This window comes from Actinosynnema sp. NPDC050801 (genome assembly GCF_040673975.1).
Taxonomy (GTDB): domain Bacteria; phylum Actinomycetota; class Actinomycetes; order Mycobacteriales; family Pseudonocardiaceae; genus Actinosynnema.
Genome location: NZ_JBFAQZ010000024.1, coordinates 37026 through 56048, shown reverse-complemented (window position 1 = coordinate 56048; position 19023 = coordinate 37026). Strand labels below are relative to the sequence as shown.

17 protein-coding genes are annotated in these 19023 nt (G+C 70.1%); 10 read left to right on the top strand and 7 right to left on the bottom strand.

Annotated elements, in window-relative coordinates:
• The first annotated feature begins 3 nt into the window (after nucleotides 1-3).
• From AB0K14_RS34595 to AB0K14_RS34585, 3 genes are read left to right on the top strand one after another with little or no spacing between them, the layout of a single operon-like run.
• Nucleotides 4-1566, top strand: a complete 1563-nt coding sequence (locus AB0K14_RS34595; protein ID WP_360458757.1) for a TIGR02677 family protein — start codon at nucleotides 4-6, stop codon at nucleotides 1564-1566.
• Nucleotides 1563-2795: a TIGR02678 family protein gene (locus AB0K14_RS34590; RefSeq protein WP_360458754.1), complete on the top strand. Its 1233-nt coding sequence runs from the start codon at nucleotides 1563-1565 to the stop codon at nucleotides 2793-2795. The genes AB0K14_RS34595 and AB0K14_RS34590 overlap by 4 nt, the downstream gene beginning before the upstream one ends.
• Nucleotides 2792-6853, top strand: a complete 4062-nt coding sequence (locus tag AB0K14_RS34585) for a TIGR02680 family protein (protein WP_360458751.1) — start codon at nucleotides 2792-2794, stop codon at nucleotides 6851-6853. The genes AB0K14_RS34590 and AB0K14_RS34585 overlap by 4 nt, the downstream gene beginning before the upstream one ends.
• 445 nt (nucleotides 6854-7298) lie before the next feature.
• Here AB0K14_RS34585 and AB0K14_RS34580 read toward each other — a convergent pair whose 3' ends face one another.
• Together AB0K14_RS34580 and AB0K14_RS34575 are read right to left on the bottom strand one after the other, a co-directional pair.
• Entirely contained in the window at nucleotides 7299-8465 is a 1167-nt protein-coding gene (locus AB0K14_RS34580; protein ID WP_360458748.1) for a serine hydrolase domain-containing protein, read from the bottom strand.
• Nucleotides 8466-8749: 284 nt separating this feature from the next.
• A complete protein-coding gene (locus tag AB0K14_RS34575; protein ID WP_360458745.1) occupies nucleotides 8750-9880 on the bottom strand; it encodes a serine hydrolase domain-containing protein in 1131 nt (376 codons plus the stop codon).
• 280 nt (nucleotides 9881-10160) lie between these two features.
• Between AB0K14_RS34575 and AB0K14_RS34570 the strand changes: the two genes are divergently transcribed.
• The 3 genes from AB0K14_RS34570 (at nucleotide 10161) to AB0K14_RS34560 (ending at nucleotide 12517) form a co-directional block, all read left to right on the top strand.
• Nucleotides 10161-11384, top strand: a complete 1224-nt coding sequence (locus AB0K14_RS34570; RefSeq protein ID WP_360458743.1) for a sensor domain-containing protein — start codon at nucleotides 10161-10163, stop codon at nucleotides 11382-11384.
• Nucleotides 11372-12028, top strand: coding sequence for a response regulator transcription factor (locus tag AB0K14_RS34565; protein ID WP_360458740.1), 657 nt, complete (start codon nucleotides 11372-11374; stop codon nucleotides 12026-12028). The genes AB0K14_RS34570 and AB0K14_RS34565 overlap by 13 nt, the downstream gene beginning before the upstream one ends.
• A gap of 195 nt (nucleotides 12029-12223) precedes the next feature.
• Nucleotides 12224-12517, top strand: coding sequence for a hypothetical protein (locus AB0K14_RS34560; protein WP_360458737.1), 294 nt, complete (start codon nucleotides 12224-12226; stop codon nucleotides 12515-12517).
• 230 nt (nucleotides 12518-12747) lie between these two features.
• On the opposite strand, the gene AB0K14_RS34555 is transcribed toward AB0K14_RS34560, so the two are convergent.
• The gene (locus AB0K14_RS34555; RefSeq protein ID WP_360458734.1) at nucleotides 12748-13281 is read right to left on the bottom strand and encodes a hypothetical protein; all 534 of its coding nucleotides are present in this window, start codon (nucleotides 13279-13281) and stop codon (nucleotides 12748-12750) included.
• A 515-nt stretch (nucleotides 13282-13796) separates the two neighbouring features.
• On the opposite strand from AB0K14_RS34555, the gene AB0K14_RS34550 reads away from it, so the two are divergent.
• The 3 genes from AB0K14_RS34550 (at nucleotide 13797) to AB0K14_RS34540 (ending at nucleotide 15587) form a co-directional block, all read left to right on the top strand.
• Entirely contained in the window at nucleotides 13797-14294 is a 498-nt protein-coding gene (locus tag AB0K14_RS34550; protein WP_360458731.1) for a hypothetical protein, read from the top strand.
• A gap of 62 nt (nucleotides 14295-14356) precedes the next feature.
• Nucleotides 14357-14644: a hypothetical protein gene (locus tag AB0K14_RS34545; protein ID WP_360458728.1), complete on the top strand. Its 288-nt coding sequence runs from the start codon at nucleotides 14357-14359 to the stop codon at nucleotides 14642-14644.
• A 94-nt stretch (nucleotides 14645-14738) separates the two neighbouring features.
• Nucleotides 14739-15587, top strand: a complete 849-nt coding sequence (locus tag AB0K14_RS34540; protein ID WP_360458725.1) for a phosphotransferase — start codon at nucleotides 14739-14741, stop codon at nucleotides 15585-15587.
• On the opposite strand, the gene AB0K14_RS34535 is transcribed toward AB0K14_RS34540, so the two are convergent.
• Nucleotides 15577-15999 carry a hypothetical protein gene (locus AB0K14_RS34535; RefSeq protein WP_360458722.1) on the bottom strand — a complete coding sequence of 141 codons (423 nt, stop codon included), beginning with the start codon at nucleotides 15997-15999 and terminating at the stop codon, nucleotides 15577-15579. The two genes, AB0K14_RS34540 and AB0K14_RS34535, sit on opposite strands and share 11 nt — an antisense overlap.
• Before the next feature lie 94 nt (nucleotides 16000-16093).
• Complete coding sequence (locus tag AB0K14_RS34530) at nucleotides 16094-16537, bottom strand: ATP-binding protein (protein WP_360458719.1); 444 nt, start codon at nucleotides 16535-16537, stop codon at nucleotides 16094-16096.
• A gap of 220 nt (nucleotides 16538-16757) precedes the next feature.
• On the opposite strand from AB0K14_RS34530, the gene AB0K14_RS34525 reads away from it, so the two are divergent.
• The gene (locus AB0K14_RS34525; RefSeq protein ID WP_360458716.1) at nucleotides 16758-17300 is read left to right on the top strand and encodes a hypothetical protein; all 543 of its coding nucleotides are present in this window, start codon (nucleotides 16758-16760) and stop codon (nucleotides 17298-17300) included.
• A 69-nt stretch (nucleotides 17301-17369) separates the two neighbouring features.
• On the opposite strand, the gene AB0K14_RS34520 is transcribed toward AB0K14_RS34525, so the two are convergent.
• Nucleotides 17370-18230, bottom strand: coding sequence for a hypothetical protein (locus AB0K14_RS34520; protein WP_360458713.1), 861 nt, complete (start codon nucleotides 18228-18230; stop codon nucleotides 17370-17372).
• A 9-nt stretch (nucleotides 18231-18239) separates the two neighbouring features.
• Nucleotides 18240-18803 carry a papain-like cysteine protease family protein gene (locus tag AB0K14_RS34515; RefSeq protein WP_360458710.1) on the bottom strand — a complete coding sequence of 188 codons (564 nt, stop codon included), beginning with the start codon at nucleotides 18801-18803 and terminating at the stop codon, nucleotides 18240-18242.
• Nucleotides 18804-19023: the final 220 nt, after the last annotated feature.

The following is a 19023-nucleotide window of genomic DNA, read 5'->3' as shown; positions in this document are numbered from 1 at the left end:
CTCTTGGACGCCATGCGCGTGCCGCCGGAGATGTTCCGGTTCACCACGGGCGAGCGGGCCGAGCTGTACGTGGTGATCCTGCACGCGTTCGGTGAGGCCAACGAGCGGTTGGAGACCGCTCTCGGGCTGGACGACGTGCGAGCGCGGCTCCGCTCGGTGGGGTGGCTCGACCCGCTGGACGACAAGGACCTGACCGAAGCGCTGGGGAGCCTGCGCGACTGGCGACTGCTCGACGTCACCCAGAACCACGCCGAGAACTACCGGACCGCCGACGAGTACGAGCGGCGCAACCTCCAGTACTCCTTGACCAAGCGGGGTGAAGCCGCCCTCGCCGGTGTGGTGCACGCGATGGGCGTGCTGGCCTCGACGGGCGCACTCCAGACGGCGGTGCTCGACGCGATCGCCGACCGGCTCGGTGAGCTGGTCGCGCAGCTGGGCGATCCCGGTGTGCCGGATCGCCGGGTCTTCGGCACGCTGGTCGAGCTGGAGGGGCACCTGGAGGCGTTGCGGGGCAACACCAAGCAGTTCAACGGCGAGCTGCAGCGCCTGCTGCGCGCCGAGGGAGCCGACCAGGAGACGTTCCGCGAGGTCAAGTCGGCGACCGTGGCGTACCTCCAGGAGTTCACCACGCACCTGGAGCAGCGGGCGCACGCGATCGCCAACCGGGTCGAGTTGGTCGAGGCCCGGGGAGTGGCCCTCCTGCACCACCGCGCGCTGGCGGGAGCCGAACTCCCGCCCACCGCGGGCGGGGATCCGGCGGTGGCGTGGTTGGAGCTGCGCCGGGCCAGGTGGGAAGGGCTGCGTGCGTGGTTCCTGCCGGTGGACGGCGGCACGCCCAGGGTTCAGCAGCTGTTCGTGGTCGCCAGGCGCGCGATCATCGCCTTGTTGCAGGTGCTCGACCGGATCACCGAGTCCAGGCGCAGGTCGACCAGCGCGGCGGCCGACTTCCGCGAGCTGGCGCGCTGGTTCGCGGTCGCACCGACCGAGGAGGACCTGCACCTGCTGTGGTCGACCGCCTTCGGGCTCGGCTCGGCCCGGCACGCGCACCTCGCACACCCCGACCCGGAACTCGTGGCGTCGTCCGCCCGGTGGGTCGACGCGCCACCGGTGGAGGTGTCGGCGTTGCTGCGCAGCGCGGGGCGGACCGAGCGGTTCAGCCGCACCGGGCGGGTGCGCGACGTGGCCGCGGTCAAGGCGGCGCGTGCCGAGTCGGCTCGTGCGGAGCGGGCCGCGCTGAAGGCCGCGTGGGACCGGTTGGACACCGGTGGTGGCATGAGGTTGTCGCAGTTCGGTCGGTTGGACCACGAGGTGCTCGAACGGCTGCTCGACCTGCTCGGGCGGGCGTTGGCCGTGGCACCGGACCGGCACGGCGTCCACCGGGCCACCACGGGCGACGGGCGGGTGGAGATCCTGTTGAAGCCGCCGGAGGCGCACCGCGAGCAGGCGGTGCTCAGGACGTCGCGCGGCGTGTTCACCGGCCCGGACTACGACGTCGAGATCCGCACGCCGGGTGGTCGCGCGGCACGGCGGCCGCAGGGGGCGACCGAAGGAGTGGCGACCGGATGAGCAACCTGGCGAACCAGCTGGTCATCGCGGAGCGCGAGGAGGTCGCGCGGGCGATCCGCTTGCTGCTGGCGACACCGCTGATCGGCGCCAGGGCCGCACCGGAGGCCTTCGACCTCGTGCGCAGGCGGCGCGAACCCGTCGAGAAGTGGTTCGACTACTACTGCGGGTGGTCGCTGATCGTCGAACCCCGCCTGGGGTACGCGCGGTTGGCCAAGGTCCGGGTCGCCATCGACCCCACCCGCCCGGCGCGACGGCACCGCACGGGGCGGGCGCCGTTCGACCGCCGCCGGTACACCCTGCTGTGCGTGGTGGCCGCCGAGCTGCTGGGGGTGCCGGTGACCACGGTCGGATTGCTGGCGGACCGCGTTGTCCAGGCGTCGGCCGTGGACCCGGTGTTGCCGCCGTTCGACACGTCCAGCCGCGCCGAGCGGATGGCGTTCGTCGACGCGCTGCGACTGCTGGAGTCGGTCGGTGCGGTCGAAGTGGTGGACGGCGCCACGGAGTCGTTCGTGGACTCCGCCGACGCGAAAGTCCTCTACCGGGTCGACGCGACGCTGCTCATGCGCCTGCTGGCGGCACCGGTCGGTGCCTCACAGGTCGCGGTCCCTGCCGACGAGGTGCCGCTGCGCTTCACCGAGCTGCTGACCCGGCTGTCCCGCGAACGGCGTTACGGCGATGCCGACGAGCCGGTGTCCGAGGTCCAGCGCAACCTCTGGCTGCGGCACTCGGTGTTCCGCAAGCTGGTCGACGACCCGGTCGTGCACCGCGACGACCTGACCCCCGCGGAACTGGCTTACCTGGAGTCACCGACCGGCGGGCAGCTCCTGCGCCGGGCCGCCGACCAAGCGGGGTTGCTGGTGGAGGAACGTGCCGAAGGCGTCATGTTGATCGACCCGGACGGCGTGGCCACGGACAGTCGGTTCCCCGACGACGCCGGCAACGCCAAGGTCGCCGCCCTGCTGCTCCTGGACGTGATCACGTCCGCACCCGGACCGGTCGCGGTCGAGCAGCTGCGCGCCGAGGCGGACGCACTGCTCGGCCGCTTCCCCAAGTGGGCCAAGGGCTACCGCGGCGAGGACGGTGCCACGCGGCTGGTCGCCGACGCGCTGGACGTGCTCAGGGAGTTCGGCCTCGTCCGGCTCGACAGCGGTGTCGTGCGTGCCCGGCCCGCCGCCACCCGCTACGCGGTGACCCGAACGAGTGCCGACGACGTCGAGGACGACTCATGACGGTGACCGAGCTGCCACGCACGGAGAGCGGTGCCGCGCCGGAGACGGTGGTCAGGTGGGTGCCCGAACGCGCCGGGATCCTGAACGTGTGGCGCTACTACGACGAGGTCTTCAGGTTCCACAAGGGACGGTTGTTGCTGCGCGGCCCCAACGGCACCGGCAAGTCGAAGGCGCTGGAACTGCTCCTGCCGTTCCTGTTCGACGCCAACCTGCGCGCCAACCGGCTCTCCACGTTCGGCACGTCCGAGCGCACCATGCACTGGAACCTGATGGGGGAAGGGGCGACCGGCACCACGAGAGTCGGGTACGTGTGGCTGGAGTTCCGCTTCCCCGGTGCGGACGGCACGCCGGACAAGTGGTTCTCGTGCGGCGCGCGGCTGGCCGCGACCAAGCACACCACCGCGGTGCACCCTGATTACTTCACCACCGGGCAGCGCATCGGCGTGCCGGGTGGCCTCACCCTCGCCGACCCGAACAGCGCGCCCCTCACCACCAAGGCCCTGGAAGCCGCGCTCGGTGACCGGGGCACGCTCCACCAGAACGCGGCCGACTACCGGGCGGCCGTGCGCTCGACCCTGTTCCCCGGCTTGAGCGAGCAGCGCTACGACGCGCTCATCACGGCCCTGCTCCAACTCCGCACGCCGAAGCTCTCCCAGCGGCTCGACCCCGGGCTGCTGTCCACGTTGCTGTCCAAGGCGCTGCCGCCACTGGGCGAGGCGGAGATCAGCGACCTCGCGGAGGGCTTCGAGCGCTTGGACCGGCAGCGTGAACAGCTCAAACGCCTCGACGCGGAGGTGGAGGCCGCACAGCACCTCAAAACCAGGCAACGCGCGTACGCGCAGCGCGTGCTACGGGCCGCAGCGGCGAAGCTGATCTCCGCCACCACGGAACTGGGCAACCTGGCGGACGCCGCGAAACTCTCGGAAGACGAGCACCGCCGCGCCGCGCAGCGCAAACAAGAGGCCGAAGAACGCGGCGAGCTGCTGGAGCAGCGCATCGTCGAGACGGAAGGGCGCATCCAGGGCCTGACCGGCAGCGAGGCGTACCGGAAGGGTGAACAGCTCGACCGGCTGCGGACTCGCGTGCGCGAGGCTCGTGCGACCGCCGGGAAGAGGCGCGTCGACGCGACTCGCCACCGCCAGGTCGCCCGGACCGACGCGGAAGCGGCCGACGCCGCTGCCCGGCACGCGGAGGCACGGGCCGCAACCGCGCGAGCGCTGGCCGACGGCGCCTCGACCGCAGCCACCCGTGTCGGTCTCGCCTCGGTGCACGCCGAGATCGCCCGCGTCCTCGCCGACCCCTCGCGGTCCCGGGCTCTGCTGCGCGCCGCGGTTCAGGCGCGTGCCGAGCAGGTCGAGGCCGTGCGCGCCGCCCTGAACGAGCACGAGGTGGCGGTCAACAGCAGACGGGACGCGGAACACGCGCTCGACGAGGCACGGGAAGCCCTGGCGGAGGTCACCGAACGGCGGGCCGAGATCGCCGACCGGCGCGAGGCGGCGCTCGCGGAGCTCCGGGCCGCGATCCTGGCGTGGACGACGGGCTGCCGTGAGCTGACCTTCGCCGACCCCGCGGCACTGGCGGACCTCGCGGCGTCGGAGACCGCCGTGCTGACCGAGGTCGATTCTGCCGCGAGCCGCGTGCTGGGCGCCATCACCCGGGAAGAGACCCTGGTCGGGACAGCGCTGGAGACCGCCGAGCGCGATCGGGATGCCCTGCGCGACGAGGTCCGGCGACTGCTGACCGAGGAGGACCTGCCTCCCCAGCCGCCGCACACGCGCACCGCGGACCGAGGGGCCATGACCGGTGCGCCGCTGTGGCGCCTGGTCCGCTTCGCCGACGCGGTGCCCGACGACGTCCGCGCTTCGGTGGAGGCCGCGCTCCAGGCGTCCGGGCTACTGGACGCCTGGGTCGGCCACGACGGCGTGGTCGCCGGGCACGACACGTTCGCCGTGCCCGGTGCCGTGCCGCCGGCACCGGGTCGCTCACTAACCGACGTCCTCGTACCGGAGGGCGACGCGCCCGTGGCCGCCGACGTCGTCGCCCGCCTGCTCGGTGGCGTGGCCTACGGGGAGAGTCTGCCCGGAGCGCACCCGGTCGCCATCGGAGCCGACGGTGGTTGGCGCATGGGCAACCTGCGCGGCACTTGGCACAAGGACGAGGCCTCGCACATCGGCGCGCTCGCCAGGCAACGGGCCCGGCAGCGCCGATTGACCGAACTGCGTGAGCGGATTGCCGCGTCGGAGGAGCTGATCGAGACGCATGCGGCCGCCTTGCGGTCGCTGGCCGGACGCAGGTCCGACGTCGAGGCCGACCGGCGCGCTCGGCCCGACCACGCCGACGCGAACGCGGCGCTGGAGGCCCTGACCAGAGCCGACTCGGCTGTCTCGAGCGCCGACGGCGTGGTTCGGCGGTCACTGGACGGCTTGGCGAAGAGCGAGCAGCGTGTGGACCGCGCCCTGCGCGCGTTGACCACGACGGCAGCCGAACACGGCCTGCCTACCGAGCGGAACGCGCTCACCGCCGTCGTGGCCGCCCTGGACGCCTTCCGGACCGCATCCGACGCCTGGATCGACGAGCACGCCGCCCTGCTCACGGCACGTCGGGAAGCGGACCGGACCGCTGAGCATGCCCAGCGGTCCCGGCTCGCCGCGGAACAGCGCGAGGACGAGGCGGACGACGCTGAAGCCGTGGCCCGCGGGCTCGACAGCGAGCTGGACGCCGTGGAGGGCACCATCGGCGTCGACTACCGGCAGGTGCTGGACGAACTCGCCGCGCTGCGCGAGCAGTTGGGTTCGGTCAGGCGGGAGGCGCGTGCCAACCAGAACGAGATCGGCACCCTGGCCGTGCGCCTGGGAGAACTGACTGCCCAGCGGGCTACCGACGCGCGTGACCGCGACCGCGCCACCGAGGTGCGCGACCAGGCCGCAGCGCGGTTTCGGCACTTGGCGGACGGCAGCCTGCCCGCCGACAGCGGTCTGGACGACCTCGCCGCGTTCAGGCAGGTGCTGACGGCGTCGAGCGGTGTCCGGGCAGCGCTCGACGCGGCGAGGTCGATCGCTGCCACGTGGCCGACGCTGGCCCACTCGCCGAAGAACCTCGGCGACGCCGCACACCGGTTGGCGGAGGAGGTGCACGCCTCCCGCGAGGTGCTGGGTGGTCGGGCCGACCTCGAGCTCGACTCCGACGAGGACGTCCAGGTCTTCTCCGCGATGGTGGACGGGGTGAGGATCGGTGCTTCGGCGCTGTTCGACCTGCTGCGGTCCGAAGCGGAACGCAGCAGGGAGGACATCACCGCGCAGGAGCGCGAGCTGTTCGACCGGACCCTCACGGGGGACACGCGCCGCCACCTCGCCGCCCGGATACGGCAGGCGCACGACCTGGTCGACGGCATGAACGCCCGCTTGGAGCGCGTGCGCACCGCCTCCAAGGTGGCGGTGCGGTTGGTGTGGGAGGTCTCGCCCGAGCTGCCAGCGGGCACGAAAGCGGCGCGTGACCTCCTGCTCAAGGACCCGGTGCGGTTGACCGAGGAGGACCGCGAGTCGCTGCACCGGTTCTTCCGAGACCGGGTCGAGCAGGCCAAGGGCGACGAGACGGCCACCAACTGGGAGCAGCAGCTGGGGCAGGTGTTCGACTACACCGCCTGGCACAGGTTCGTGGTGAAGGTCGACCGCATGAACGGGACCGGCTGGCAGCCCCTGACCAAGAAGCTCCACGGTGCGCTGTCGGGCGGGGAGAAAGCGATCGCGCTGCACCTGCCGCTGTTCGCCGCCGTGGCCGCCCACTACCAGGCCGTTGCCGGAGCACCTCGGGTCATCCTGCTCGACGAGGTCTTCGTCGGCGTCGACAGCGTCAACCGCGGTCAGGTGTTCGCACTGCTGTCGGCGCTGGACCTCGACCTGGTCCTCACCTCCGACCACGAGTGGTGCACCTATCGCGAGTTGGACGGGATCGCGATCCACCAGTTGATCAGCGGGGGCGACGACGACGCCGTCACCACGGCCCGGTTCGTGTGGAACGGCGCCGAGGTGGTCGATGATGAGGTGGCGGAGGACGACTGAGCGCAGTTCGTCGCGAGTCGGGGCCCGGGTTGGGTGAAGGCCACTGTCGTTCACACCGCTGTGTTGGAGCAGATCTGGAGCAGGCGATGGGGTTGAACGACGTGCGACGGCTTCGAACGGCGGTGAACAGCCCCGGCTGACGTGCCGGTTCCCTGTTTGCGCCGGTCAGAGCACTTGTGGAACAGCACTGGCAGAGTGAGGCTCAGCTTTGTTGGCTGCACTTCGCCGCAGTTTGGCATGGATTGCTGGTTGTTCAGCGCAGTTCGTTGATGTGGTGCGGTCTGTGCGTTTCGGAGGCGACTGCGGTGCGGATTGTCTGCTGGACGAGATCCGGTCAGTGGCAAGGGCTGAGTCTGCGGCCCTGCCTGATTCGACGAAGTCTCACATGTCGGTGCGGTGGTGCGTCCACCGCACCGACCTGTGAGCGGATTGAGCACGACGGTTCCTACTTCGTGGCACACAGGGCCTTGTCGAAGAGGGCGATGACCTCGTACTGGTGGACTTCGTCATTCGTCCCGGCGACGGCGACTGCCCGGCCGTCGGGGGTGATGGCGGCGCGGGTCTGGAAGCCGTCGGCGTCGCCGCCGTGGCCGTACGCGGTGATCCCGCAGCTGAGCTTCATCTCGATGACGCCCAGACCGTAGCGCCAACCCTCGAAGAGGCCGGGCGCGTCCACGGTCTGACGCATCTCCGCCAGCCGAGCGGGCTTGAGCAGTTGACCGTCCTGCAGGGCCACCAGGAACTTGTTCAAGTCACTCGGGGTGGCGATCATCTGCCCCGCGGCACCGGCGATCGACGGGTCGAACCGGGTGATGTCGATCAGATCACCGGCGATCGGCTCACCCTTGTCGCCCTTGGGAAACAGGTAACCCTGGGGGTGCGGGGCACGGATGTCCCGGTCGCCCGGACCCGGGTAGTACGTCTCCTTCAGCCCGATCCGGTTGATGATCCTGTCCGTGACCACCTCGGCGAAGGGCCGTCCCGCCGCTCTTTGCGCCACCAGGCCCAGCAGCATGTAGCCGGTGTTGCTGTACGCCCACACCCTGTCCTGTCCCGGAGCGAACGTCGGTGCTTGCGCCAGCGCCGCGTCCAACATCTCGCGAGTCTCGAAGTAGCGGTCCTTGACCGGCAGGATCCCGTTGGACATGAAGGGGACTCCGGTGGGCATCCCACTGGTGTGGTTCAGCAATTGCCTGATCGTGATCGTCCGACCGTCGATCGCCGCACCGTCGCCGGTGCCCCGCACCACGCCCGGCAGGAACTTCTCCACCGTGTCGTCCAGCGCGAGCTTGCCCTCGTCGGCCAACTGCAGGGTCGCCACAGCGGTGAACATCTTCGTGATGCTGGCGATCCGGACGTAACCGTCCGTCGGCACCTTCGACTTCGTCCGGACATCACCCACCCCGGCGGTGTAGTTCGTCACCCGCCCGTTCCGGTCTCGCACCGACATCAGCATCCCGGGCAGCGATCCGTCGGCGACCAGCGCCTCCAGGCCCGCCTGCAGCGCCTTGTCGTGACCCGACCTCGACCTGTCACCTGACGCGCCCGCCGACGCCACCTCCGTCAGCGCGAGTCCGGCGACCGCCATCGCCGCCATCGCCGCGGCGACCACGCGGCGCCGGCGCGTAGGACCTGGGCGGGTTCGGGTCGGACGACTGAGATCCTTCGACAAGGGACACTCCCCAATTGAGCGGTTCGCACTGGCTCGATCAGTGTTGTCGTGGTCCCGGCGCCTCACGATCCCTTGTACTGCACACTTCCGGTGCAGCCAGCACTACCTTCGGCGGCACCGGAAGTGGGAACGGGCAAGGGCCCGGGCGCGGTGTGCACGCACACCGCGCCCGAGCCCTTGTCGTACGACTGCCCGGGTGAGGGAATCGACCCTTCAGCCGGGCCTCAGTTCGCGCACAGCGCGGCGTCGACGAGCGCACCCCGGTCCGCGGCGACGGACCCGTCCTTCACCGACCCAGTGAGCGAGGTGACCACGAGAGTCGCCGCGCGGCCGTCATCGGTGGCCGCGTTGACGGTCGCGTAGCCCGGGATGTCGCCGCCGTGGCCCCACGCGACTCCTCCGCAGCTCAACGGCGTGCTGAACAGGCCGAGTCCGTAGCCTGACCCGGATTTCGGGTCCGTCGGGATGGTGGTGCGCATCTGGGCCAGCTGGGCCGGATCGAGCAACTTCCCGTCCAGCAGCGCGCGCACGAACGTGTTGAGGTCGTTCGGCGTGGAGACCAGGTGACCGGCGGCCCAACCCCAGCTCGGGTCCATCCGCGTGAAGTCGACCAGTTCGTCGGTCGCCGGGTCGCGCTGGTAGCCCCTGGGGTGTCGGCCGCGGATGTCCTCTTCTCCGACCTCGGGCGCGTACGTGTCGCGCAGACCGATCCGCTGGATGATCCGGGTGGTCACCAGTTCGTTGAACGGGCGGCCGGTGAGCCGCTGGGCGATCAGGCCTGCCAGGACGTAGTTCGTGTTGCTGTAGGACCAGCCGCCGCCGGCGGGCGCGCCGTTCTCCCTGGCGTTCGCCAGGTCGAGCAGTTCCCGGGGTTCGAGGTAGACGTGCTGGTACGGCAGGAAGTCGCCCTTGGTCTTGAACATCGAGTCGGTGTAGTCCGGCAGGCCGCTGTTGTGCTGCAGCAGTTGGCGGACCGTGATGGTGGTGGCGTCCACGCCTGTGCCCCGCACCAGGCCGGGCAGGTACGTCTCGATCGACGCGTCGAGTTCCACGCGGCCCTCACCGACGAGCTGCAGCACGACGACGGAGGCGAACATCTTGCTCGCGCTGCCGATCCGCACCCTGCCGTTCACCGGCACCTTGCTGCCGGTCCGCAGGTCGCCGACCCCGGCCGTGTAGTGGCGGGTCCGGCCGTGCCGGTCCCGGATGGCGGTCAGCGCCCCAGGGTGCCGGTCGACACCGACGAGCTTGTCCAGGCTCTGCTGGACCACGTCGGGGCGGTGCGCGGCCCGGGCGGCCTGGACCGGGCCGCCGAACGCGAGGCCACCCGCCGCGGCTGCCACCACCGCCGTCACGGCGACCGCGCGGCGGTGCGGCGAGGAAGAGGACCGATCTCGCTGAGAAGAGGACGTGAACAAGGCAGACAACTCCCGGGTTACACGGATGTCGGTCCTGCGATGGCCGACGGGATCGAGGCTGCTCATCTCCACCTCGGTGAACAATCCAGCCCACTGGACAACCGGAGTGGTGATGGCACCACGAGGCCGTCGTTCAGCCGGGCAAGTCACGACGGGCAGCTCGATTCGCGTGCACCATGGGGTTCTGTTGATCGGTTAAGGTTCGGAGGGGGGTGGCATGGCACAGGTGCGGAAGCGCCTGCTGGCGTCGTTCGACGCTGTCGCGCGCTTGGTCGGCGGCCTCGGTACAGCGCTGCTCGCGTTGACCGTCCTGATCTGGTCCGGCGTGGTCGCGCTGCTCAGCTGCGTCGGTGTCGGCGTTGTCCTGGTGCCCTCCGCCCTGCGTGTGCTGCGGGCGGTCGCGAACCGGGAACGGGCCCGGCTCGGTGTCCTCGCCCCCGGCCCAGTGCCGCGGCAGGCGCGCGCCGCGGTGCGGGACGTGACCGTGCGGCGTGAGCTGGCCTGGCTGCCGCTGCACGCCACGGCAGGCCTGGTGGCGGGGTTCATCGGGCTCGCGATGCCGGTCACGATGCTGCAGAACACGACGTACCCGTTCTGGTACCGCCTGCTGCCGCCCGTGGACAACACCCCCAGTTTCCTCTTCTGGGACGTCTTCTGGGATGTCACCGATCTGACCGGCGCGTTGGTCGTGGCGCTGACCGGCGTGTTCTGCGGCGCCTTCATCGTCGGGCTGGCTCCGGTGCTCGTCCGGGCGCAGGAGTGGCCGGGCCGGCACCTGCTGGCGCCGCCCGCGGGTGTCGACCTCTCGCTGCGGGTCGTCGAGCTGACTGCCACCCGTGCCGCCGCTCTCGACGCGCACGCCGCCGAGCTGCGTCGCATCGAGCGGTCGCTGCACGACGGCACGCAGAACCGGCTGGTCGCGGTGGCCGTGCTGCTCGGTGCCGCGCGGCGGGCCGTGGACCGGGATCCGGCAGCGGTGGGTGCGGTGCTGGACCGGGCGCAGGACGCCGCCGAGCAGGCGCTCGCCGAGCTGCGGGCGGTGGTCCGCGGCATCCTGCCCCCGGTGCTGGCCGACCGCGGGCTCACCGGTGCCCTGGCCGGCCTCGCGGGCAGCTGCGGTGTGCCTTGCGAGCTGGTGGTGGACGTGCCGGGCCGGTGCGCCGCCTCGGTCGAGGCCACCGCGTACTTCGTGGTGGCCGAAGCCCTCTCCAACGTGTCCAAGCACAGCGGCGCCGGGAGCGCCGTGGTGGCGGTGAGGCGGGAGGGGGATCGGTTGCTGCTGCGGATCGGCGACGACGGCCGGGGTGGCGCGGACGAGCTCGGCGGGTCGGGCCTGTCCGGCATCCGCCGACGGGTCGAGGCGCACGACGGTCGCCTCACCCTCGACAGCCCGCTCGGCGGGCCTACGACGATGGAAGTGGAGCTGCCGTGCGGATCGTGATCGCGGAGGACGACCCGCTGCTGCGCGAGGGGTTGGCGCTGCTGCTGCGCGCCGAATCGCTGGACGTGGTGTCCACCACCGACACGCCGGAGTCGTTCCTGGCCGCGGTGGCCGAGCACGAGCCGGACGTCGCCATCGTCGACGTGCGGATGCCGCCCACCCACACCAACGAGGGGATCGTGGCGGCGGTCGAGGCGCGACGACGCCGACCCGGCCTCGCGGTGCTCGTGCTCTCGGCGTACGTGGAGCAGGCGTTCGCCACCGAACTGCTCGCCGCCGGCGCCGACCGGCTCGGTTACCTGCTGAAGGAGCGAGTGGGACGGGTCGAGGAGTTCTTGAGCGCGCTGCACCGCGTGGCGGGCGGTGGCACTGCCGTTGACCCCGAGGTGGTGGGCCAACTGCTGGCCCGCAACCCGCACACCAGCGCGCTGGGCCGGTTGAGTCCCCGGGAACGGGACGTGCTCGCGCTCATGGCCGAAGGGCTCGGTAACGCCGCCATCGCCGAGCGGCTCGTCATCACCGAGGGTGGGGTGCACAAGCACATTCGCAGCATCTTCGCCAAGCTCGACCTCGCACCCGACGACCGGGCCGACCGGCGCGTCACCGCGGTCCTGCGCTACCTCAAAGGCACCGGACCGAAGTAACGCCGCTGCGCCCGGCTGAATCGGTAGGCGGCGAGCGGAAGCCGCCGGCTGAAGACCCGGACACGCCGCGCGGCGGTTGACAGGGTTCTTCGGGACGACGAGGTCGACAAGTTCGCCGGCCGGTTCCGGTTCACGGTCTGCGTGGGGGCCGCGTGTTCGGCGGTTGAGGCCGGCACCTGTTGCCGCCGTTCACACGTGGTCTTGCAGCGCAACATCATCAAAATCGGCATCCCGGGTGTCGGAATTCCCCATGCCGTTCTCATGAATCGCTACACGACCGTGGCCGCAGGACGCCACGTCCAGTCCGTGTTCCGCGGGGAGGCAGAGATGATCGAACTCGCCGACACCCTGATCCGACGCGCCCGGCACCCGCGGCTGATGCTGTGGGTCGCGTGGCTCGTCATCAACGCGAACGGCGGGATCTTCGACGACGAGAGCCTGCTGTTCCAGCGGCTGACGCGGCTCGCCCGGGAACGGCACCCAGGTTGAGGACGAGCAACTCGCCAACGTCGTCACCATCGAACCGGACGACGTGTGGCGCCGCGTTGACGACGAGCCCGGGGAACTCGCTGAGGTGGTCGACGCCGCTGAATCGGTCGGCGACGTCGACGGGACCTCAACGTGCACGAGAAGGTGGTGATCGCCAAGCTGCGGGATCGCTGCCTGCGACCCCAGGCCCCGCGCGACTGATCGTCGGCCGCGCGGTCGACATTCCGGGACTAGTTGCTGTTTCCGTACTTCCACCCGAGGTAGTTGGAGAAGTAACCGCGCGACACGTGGCCGATGCGGTGGTTGACGCCGGTGGCCCAGACACCACCGTTGCCGTCGGAAAGGCCGACGTGGCCGTACGCCGAGATGTTCCAGAAGACGAACGCACCACGCGGCGGGTTCGTGCCGGTGTGGCGGGCGCCGTCGGAGGAGTTCCAGTGCGCTATGGCACTGGCGTGGTGGGTGCTCCGGTTCCAGGCGAGGCGTACGGCCCGTTCGCAGTAGCCGTCGTGCTCGGTGCTGCCTTGACGCGCCCGAAACCAGCCGATGGCTCCTTCGACCGTCTGCAGGGCGCCCAACTCGTCGCTGCCTGCCGGCAGGACGGCCCTCGGGTCGGCGATGTCGGCGGACGTGATCCGGCTGTGCACCTCGGTGGGCACTGCGGTGGCGACCGCTGGACCGGTCGCCGTGGCCATTCCCGCACCGACGGTCAACACCGAAAAGGTCGCGACGACGAGCACGGCGACACGGGGAATTCGCTTCATCAGGCATCTCCTCTTTCGCCTGCGTGCAGCAGGCGAGTTTGTGAAGCATCTCGCGACTACCGCGATCAATCCATACAACTCTTGGAAACCAACCGTTTGGCCCAGGGTGGACCGGCAACCATGAGCAGCCTGTGTGCTTCGGTCGGCCGTAAGTGTTATTCCGTTCCCGATCGAATACGGCGATCGGGTCGCGCCGGACGGGATTCGCAACGACATCGTCGGCGGTTCGGCCGGCCTTACCGGGCCACTGGTCCGTCGGTGGTTCGGTCGAGCGCACGCGGGAGGAGCTCGGTCGGGCACTGCGGGTCATCGCCGCGCCGCCCGCGACGGGTGTGCCGATGAGGGAACGCGGTGCGCCGGGCTGGTCCTGCGGGCGCTGGCGGCGCTCTACGGCGTCGACCTGCCGGGGGACGCGCAGGAGCGGCTGGGCGTTGTGGGAGTGGTGCGCGACGTGGCCGCGGTCAAGGCGGCTCAAACCGAGTCGGCTCGCGCGGAGCGGGCCGCGGCGCAAGGAGTTGGTCTACAGGCTTCGTCGGAAGGACCCGGATCCGCGGCACAAGGATCCGCGCGACGCCGACCGGCAGCGTCGGGAGCAGGAGAAGCAGGAACTCACCGTCGGAGCTGAGGACAACAACGGCGTGAAGATCTCTCCGGACAAGGTCGACGAAATCGGCAGGGATCCCAACAAGGGGTCCGGTCTTGCGTACGTGATGAAGCACAAGGACGAGTTCACCGCCGCGGGGATCCCTGAGGACAAGATCGCCGAGGTGGTGCACCGAGCTGCCGTCGAAGGCAAATACATGGGCTACTCCCTGGGCAAGTCACCAGGACGACCGTTCTTCGAGGTCCAGTGCGGTGGCCAGACGCACTACGTCACGGTGTCGGTGGGCGACAACGGTTTCATCGTCGGTGCCAACGTCCACAGTGCGTCCACACCGTTCAAGGACACGCGACGTGACCCGCGTGCGGAGGCGGATCCGCACTACCGAGGATGGGGAGAATGGGTCGACTGATCTCGGTTCGAGTGGCGCCGGAGTGGGAGTGCTTCCCCTTCTGGGTTCGTACCGCGGACGAGGTGATCGCCGACAACTGCTCTGCCGAGCGGCTCGTGGTCGAGTTCGGTGCACCTGCGGGTTTGGCGACGGCGATCGACGCGTGCGACGACGAGTTCCAGGCCGTGTACAACCGCAGTGACCCGGAGAGCTCGGGCTTCCCCGACGAGGCGACCACGGCGGCGTGGCACGAGCGGGGTGAGCGGTTGGCTGCGGCGTCGCGGGTGCGGGTCGAGTTCCGCGCCGCGCGTGGGGACTGTGTGTTCGGAGGAGCTCGCCAAGTTGGGTGCGGGTGTGAGTCGGATCCGTGAGGATGTTCCTGTGTCACCTCGTGCACGTGCCGTCGATCCCGGCCGCCTTGCCCGGTGGTGCAGGGAGCACCTGGGTAGCCCGCCAGCGGAGGAGTTGTTCCGGTCCGGGCACCTGTCCGCTGTCATCGGGTTGCGGCTGGCCGACGGCCGCGAGGTCGTGGTCAAGGTTCGGCCGGACTCGCCGCGGATGTCGGCCTGCGTCGAAGTCCAGCGCCACCTGTTCGAGGCCGGTTATCCCTGCCCCCGGCCGCTCACCGGCGCCACGTCGTTCGACGGTGATATCGCCACCGCGGAGACGTACGTGCCCGGCGGCGACGTGCTACCGAACGCGGACCACGCGGCCCTGGCCTTTGCCGAGGCGTTCGCGCGGCTGATCCGGCTGGCACCCCGGCCCGCCGAGGTGTCCGCGCTCGACCCGGCACCGTCGTGGGCGGCATGGAACCACGCTGGGCAAGGACTGTGGCCGTGTTCGGAGGAGGACCCCGATGTCGACCTCAACGCGTCGGCCGGCGCGGAGTGGATCGACGATGCAGGGCGGCGTGCCCGTGACCGGCTGCGCGCCGGCGAGTCCGATGTCGTGATCGGTCACTGCGACTGGCTTGCCGGCAATCTGCGCTGGAGTGGCGACGAGCTGCTGGTGGTGCACGACTGGGACAGCGTGATCGTGGAGAGCGAAGCCGTCCTGGTCGGCTTCGCTGCGGCGCTGTACTCGACCGTCAGCGCGGACGGCCTTGCCACCGTTGAGGAGACCGAGCGGTTCCTCGACGCGTACTGCCAGGCGCGTGGCCGGGAGTTCAGCGCCGGCGAACTGCGGCAGTCGTGGGCGGCGGGCGTCTGGACCAGGGCCCATGACGCCAAGTACCAGCACGCGGTCGGGCAGCCCGTCACATCACTGTCTGAGGACGAGGCCCGCGAGCGCCTCGATCGGACCGTCAAGCCTTGAAGATCGTCGTGCGGTGCCACTCGAAGTAGGGAGCCGAAGAAGGGGTGTAGGCGGTGCTGGCGCGTCCGTTCAGGTGGCTGAGACGGTCTCGCATGCTGCCTTGCGGAACTCTGTCCGGTGGCCATGTTTGCACGAGTCCGTTGTCGTCGACGGTGATCCAGCCGGATTCGTAGAGCGCGTCGCAGCCGAACGTGCAAGCGAGCATCGCGATGTTGTGGAGGTCACGGCGCTCGTCCAATATTCCCTGATGTCGCCAAGGCCGCTCAGACGTGCCGGCTGGAGCTAATCGCTCAACCGCCGCCACCAGGTCGCCACCCGTCACCACCCACGCACCTCCCGGCATGCCCGTGACGGCAGCATAGGAAGAGATAGCCCACTCCGGACCGGCTTCACGATGGTGAGCGGTGCTCACGGTTCAAGCGGTTGTTGCTCTTCGTGGGAGTTGTGTCACCGAGTGTGGGAACGTCGCGACCTGAGTCGATCAACCTGGGGGGCGGCGCAAGTGGTCAGCCGGACAGCGCCGGGTTCGATTGGCGGGCCAGGACGGCCCACACTGTCTTGCCCACGGCGTGGCGCACGGCTCCCCATTGGCGGGTCAGTTTGTCGACGAGGAGCATTCCGCGGCCGCGGGTCAGGCGGACGGAGGAGTGACCCACGGTCGGCACCTGGGGGGAGAGGTCGGTGACTTCGATGCGGATCAGGTCGCCGAGGCGTCGCAGTCGCAGGTGCAGGGGGTGTTGGCCGTGCTCGTAGGCGTTGGTCACCAGTTCGGACACGACAAGTTTGGCGTCGGCGATCTCGTCCTCGGTGAGGTCGGCGAGGACCTCGCCGGTCCACCGCCGTGCCTCGACCAGGTTGGGCACGTCACCCATCAGTTCGAGCACCGGTTCCTCGGACGGCTCTGCGGGGCGGGGTCCGGGTAGGTTCACGGCGTCCTCACCGACGGTCATGGCTGTCCTCCCTGGGGCGTGAAGCTTGGTGACCTGATACCCCGGTGGGTGATCGACAACACCGACTGATGATCACCCGATGTGGTCCACCGTGCGGCACCTCCGTCAATCGCGGCGGCACGGGGAGGGGTAACACGGCCTCGGTGGAGGCGATACGGAATATGCCGACGCATATCGGTCCGCATTATTGCGGAGATTGTGTGACCGGAGGGGATTCGTCATGTCACGTATCGCCAACACGCTCGTCGCGGTCCTGATCACCGTCGCGTCCATGACGGTCGTCGTGCCCGGCAACGCCGGGGCCGACGGGCTCGACCTCACGTGCAAGCCACCCAGCAGCGCCGGTTTGACGTTCGATCCGCCGGCGACGAACACCCCGCAGACCGAGACGCTCACGGTGTCCCGGCGGTATGGCCCCTGTGTATCCCCGACCCATCCGGACATCACCTCGGGCGTGTCCGACGCCACCGGCACGTTCCCGGGCGCCACCTGCCTCAGCCTGTTCGGCGCGAACTCGATCACCATCCAGATCACCTGGAACACCGGGCAGACGTCGACCCTCTCCGGCAACAACGTCTCCAGCATGGCCGGTGCCACGCTGACGGTCGTCACGACCGGCACGGTCACCGCGGGTGTGTTCGCCGGTGGGACGTTCGTCCACACCGTCGTCTACCCCAGCCCGGACATCCTCCTGTGCAACCTCGGCCTGGGCACGTTGTCCAGCCTCTACGGCCAGATCGTCCTGGAGATCCTCACCCCGTGAGTCCGGCCCGGGGTGCCGCGCCGCCCCGGTCTCCGGCCGGATGCCGGACACCGGGGCGGAGGGGGCGGCTCAGTCGGTGGTGTCGCGCCGGCGACGGTGGAGGAGCAAGGCGGTGCCCGCGAGCACGAGCGCCGCGCACGAACCGCCGACGACCAGCGGGACGGAGCGCGACCCGTCCTGCGTCTCCTGGGCGGCGGTCTCGTAACCGCTGGAGAAGCCCTTGGTGTCGTACTCCGATCCGGTCTGCTTGTCGGCGTACCGGGCCTTGACCAGCTTCTGGTAATCGCTCAGCGACACCGCCGACTGGTCGTTCAGGCCCTGCCGCGCCTGGTCGTTGAGCGGCGTGACCGTGAGGAGCCTCAGCTGGTACCAACCGCGCAGCTGCGGTTCGGCGAACACCAGGCTCCCCACGTCGGCCTTGCCGGCGTAGGTGGCGTCGCTGTCGCCCTCGCGCACCGCCGCCAGGTGCCAGCCGCCGCCCTGGGTGGGTGCGAGCACGACGGTGGCCTGGCGGCCGTTGACGGTGGTGCTCAGCGACGACACCAGGTGGCTCAGCTTGACCGCCTCGGTGGCGATGGGCTGGGACGTGCCCGCGACGAAGCCAGGCGTGATCTCGTTGACGGCCAACGGATCCTTGAGCGTGAAGGCCGGCATGCCGTCGCACGGTTTGTCCTTCTCTGGGATCGTCTGGGGCGTCTCGGACCCGCCCATGGGCACCGGCACGCTCAGGAACCGGCACACGGCGTCGAGCACGGCGGGCGACTTCACCGCGGCGAGGGCGGCCTGGTAGTCGGGGATGTCCACGGGACGCGGGTCCTGGGCCGGGGCCGCGTGGCCGGGGCCGGTGGAGCACAGGAGCGCGAACGCGCTCAGGGCCAGGACGGTGGCCACGCGGGAGAGGCGCGAGCCGGACGTCGGTGTTGCGCGCATGTCGCCTCCTTAACGGGAGATGCCGATCCGGGAGTGGGTCCACTTGAACGAGCTGTTGCTCACGTAGTCGTTGTAGTTCCACCACGTGTAGGTGGTGGTGTCCGGCCAGGGGTCGGCCACGGCGATGGTGTTGTTCGAGGTGTCGAAGCCGTAGACGACGTTCATGTGGCCGCCGCCGGAGGTCCACCCGATGCGCGCGCCGAGGGGCCGGGCCGCCTTGACGTCGGTGTAGACCTGGTTGAACGTCGCCGCGCTGGCCAGGCCGGAGCCGGTGTGCGCCATGCCGAGGCTGCTCCAGCCCTTGGCCATGTCGTCGAGCGTGGCGGGCTGGTTGTTGCAGCCGTAGTAGGGCTGGGCCCGGCTGCAGAAGTCCGTCTGCGTGCTGCCCAGGCCGTGGTACTTGGCGATCGTCAGGCCGGAGGCGACCCAGCACCACTGGGTCTTCTCCTGCTTGTACATGGCGATGTTGTCGTACGCCGCTTCCGCCTGGGCCGTGCCGCCGGCGGCCACGAGCATCCCGCAGGCCGTCAGCGCGATGGCCGACACCGCGGTCGCGAACTTGAACCTGCCCATCTTCCTGCCTTTCCCGTGTGCACGAGTAGTGCCGGGCGATCCGTATGGACATGACAGCGCGAAATGCCGTCGCCATACAGGGGTGACGCGGGAATACGCCCGTAAGAGTGAGAGTTCGTATTCGGCGCGAAACCGGGTACCCGGGGGTGGGGTCGCGGGTAATCGAATATCAACAATTCCTGCGCGGACCTGTCACGTTCCTCGAAAGCACTCCAGCGGA

What these genes read in the sequence shown, in the direction of transcription:
- AB0K14_RS34590 (WP_360458754.1), top strand. Translation starts at nt 1,563, where the DNA reads ATGAGCAACCTGGCGAACCAGCTGGTCATCGCGGAGCGCGAGGAGGTC.
- AB0K14_RS34585 (WP_360458751.1), top strand. Translation starts at nt 2,792, where the DNA reads ATGACGGTGACCGAGCTGCCACGCACGGAGAGCGGTGCCGCGCCGGAG.
- AB0K14_RS34570 (WP_360458743.1), top strand. Translation starts at nt 10,161, where the DNA reads ATGGCACAGGTGCGGAAGCGCCTGCTGGCGTCGTTCGACGCTGTCGCG.
- AB0K14_RS34555 (WP_360458734.1), bottom strand. Translation starts at nt 13,281, where the DNA reads ATGAAGCGAATTCCCCGTGTCGCCGTGCTCGTCGTCGCGACCTTTTCG.
- AB0K14_RS34530 (WP_360458719.1), bottom strand. Translation starts at nt 16,537, where the DNA reads ATGACCGTCGGTGAGGACGCCGTGAACCTACCCGGACCCCGCCCCGCA.
- AB0K14_RS34525 (WP_360458716.1), top strand. Translation starts at nt 16,758, where the DNA reads ATGTCACGTATCGCCAACACGCTCGTCGCGGTCCTGATCACCGTCGCG.
- AB0K14_RS34520 (WP_360458713.1), bottom strand. Translation starts at nt 18,230, where the DNA reads ATGCGCGCAACACCGACGTCCGGCTCGCGCCTCTCCCGCGTGGCCACC.
- AB0K14_RS34515 (WP_360458710.1), bottom strand. Translation starts at nt 18,803, where the DNA reads ATGGGCAGGTTCAAGTTCGCGACCGCGGTGTCGGCCATCGCGCTGACG.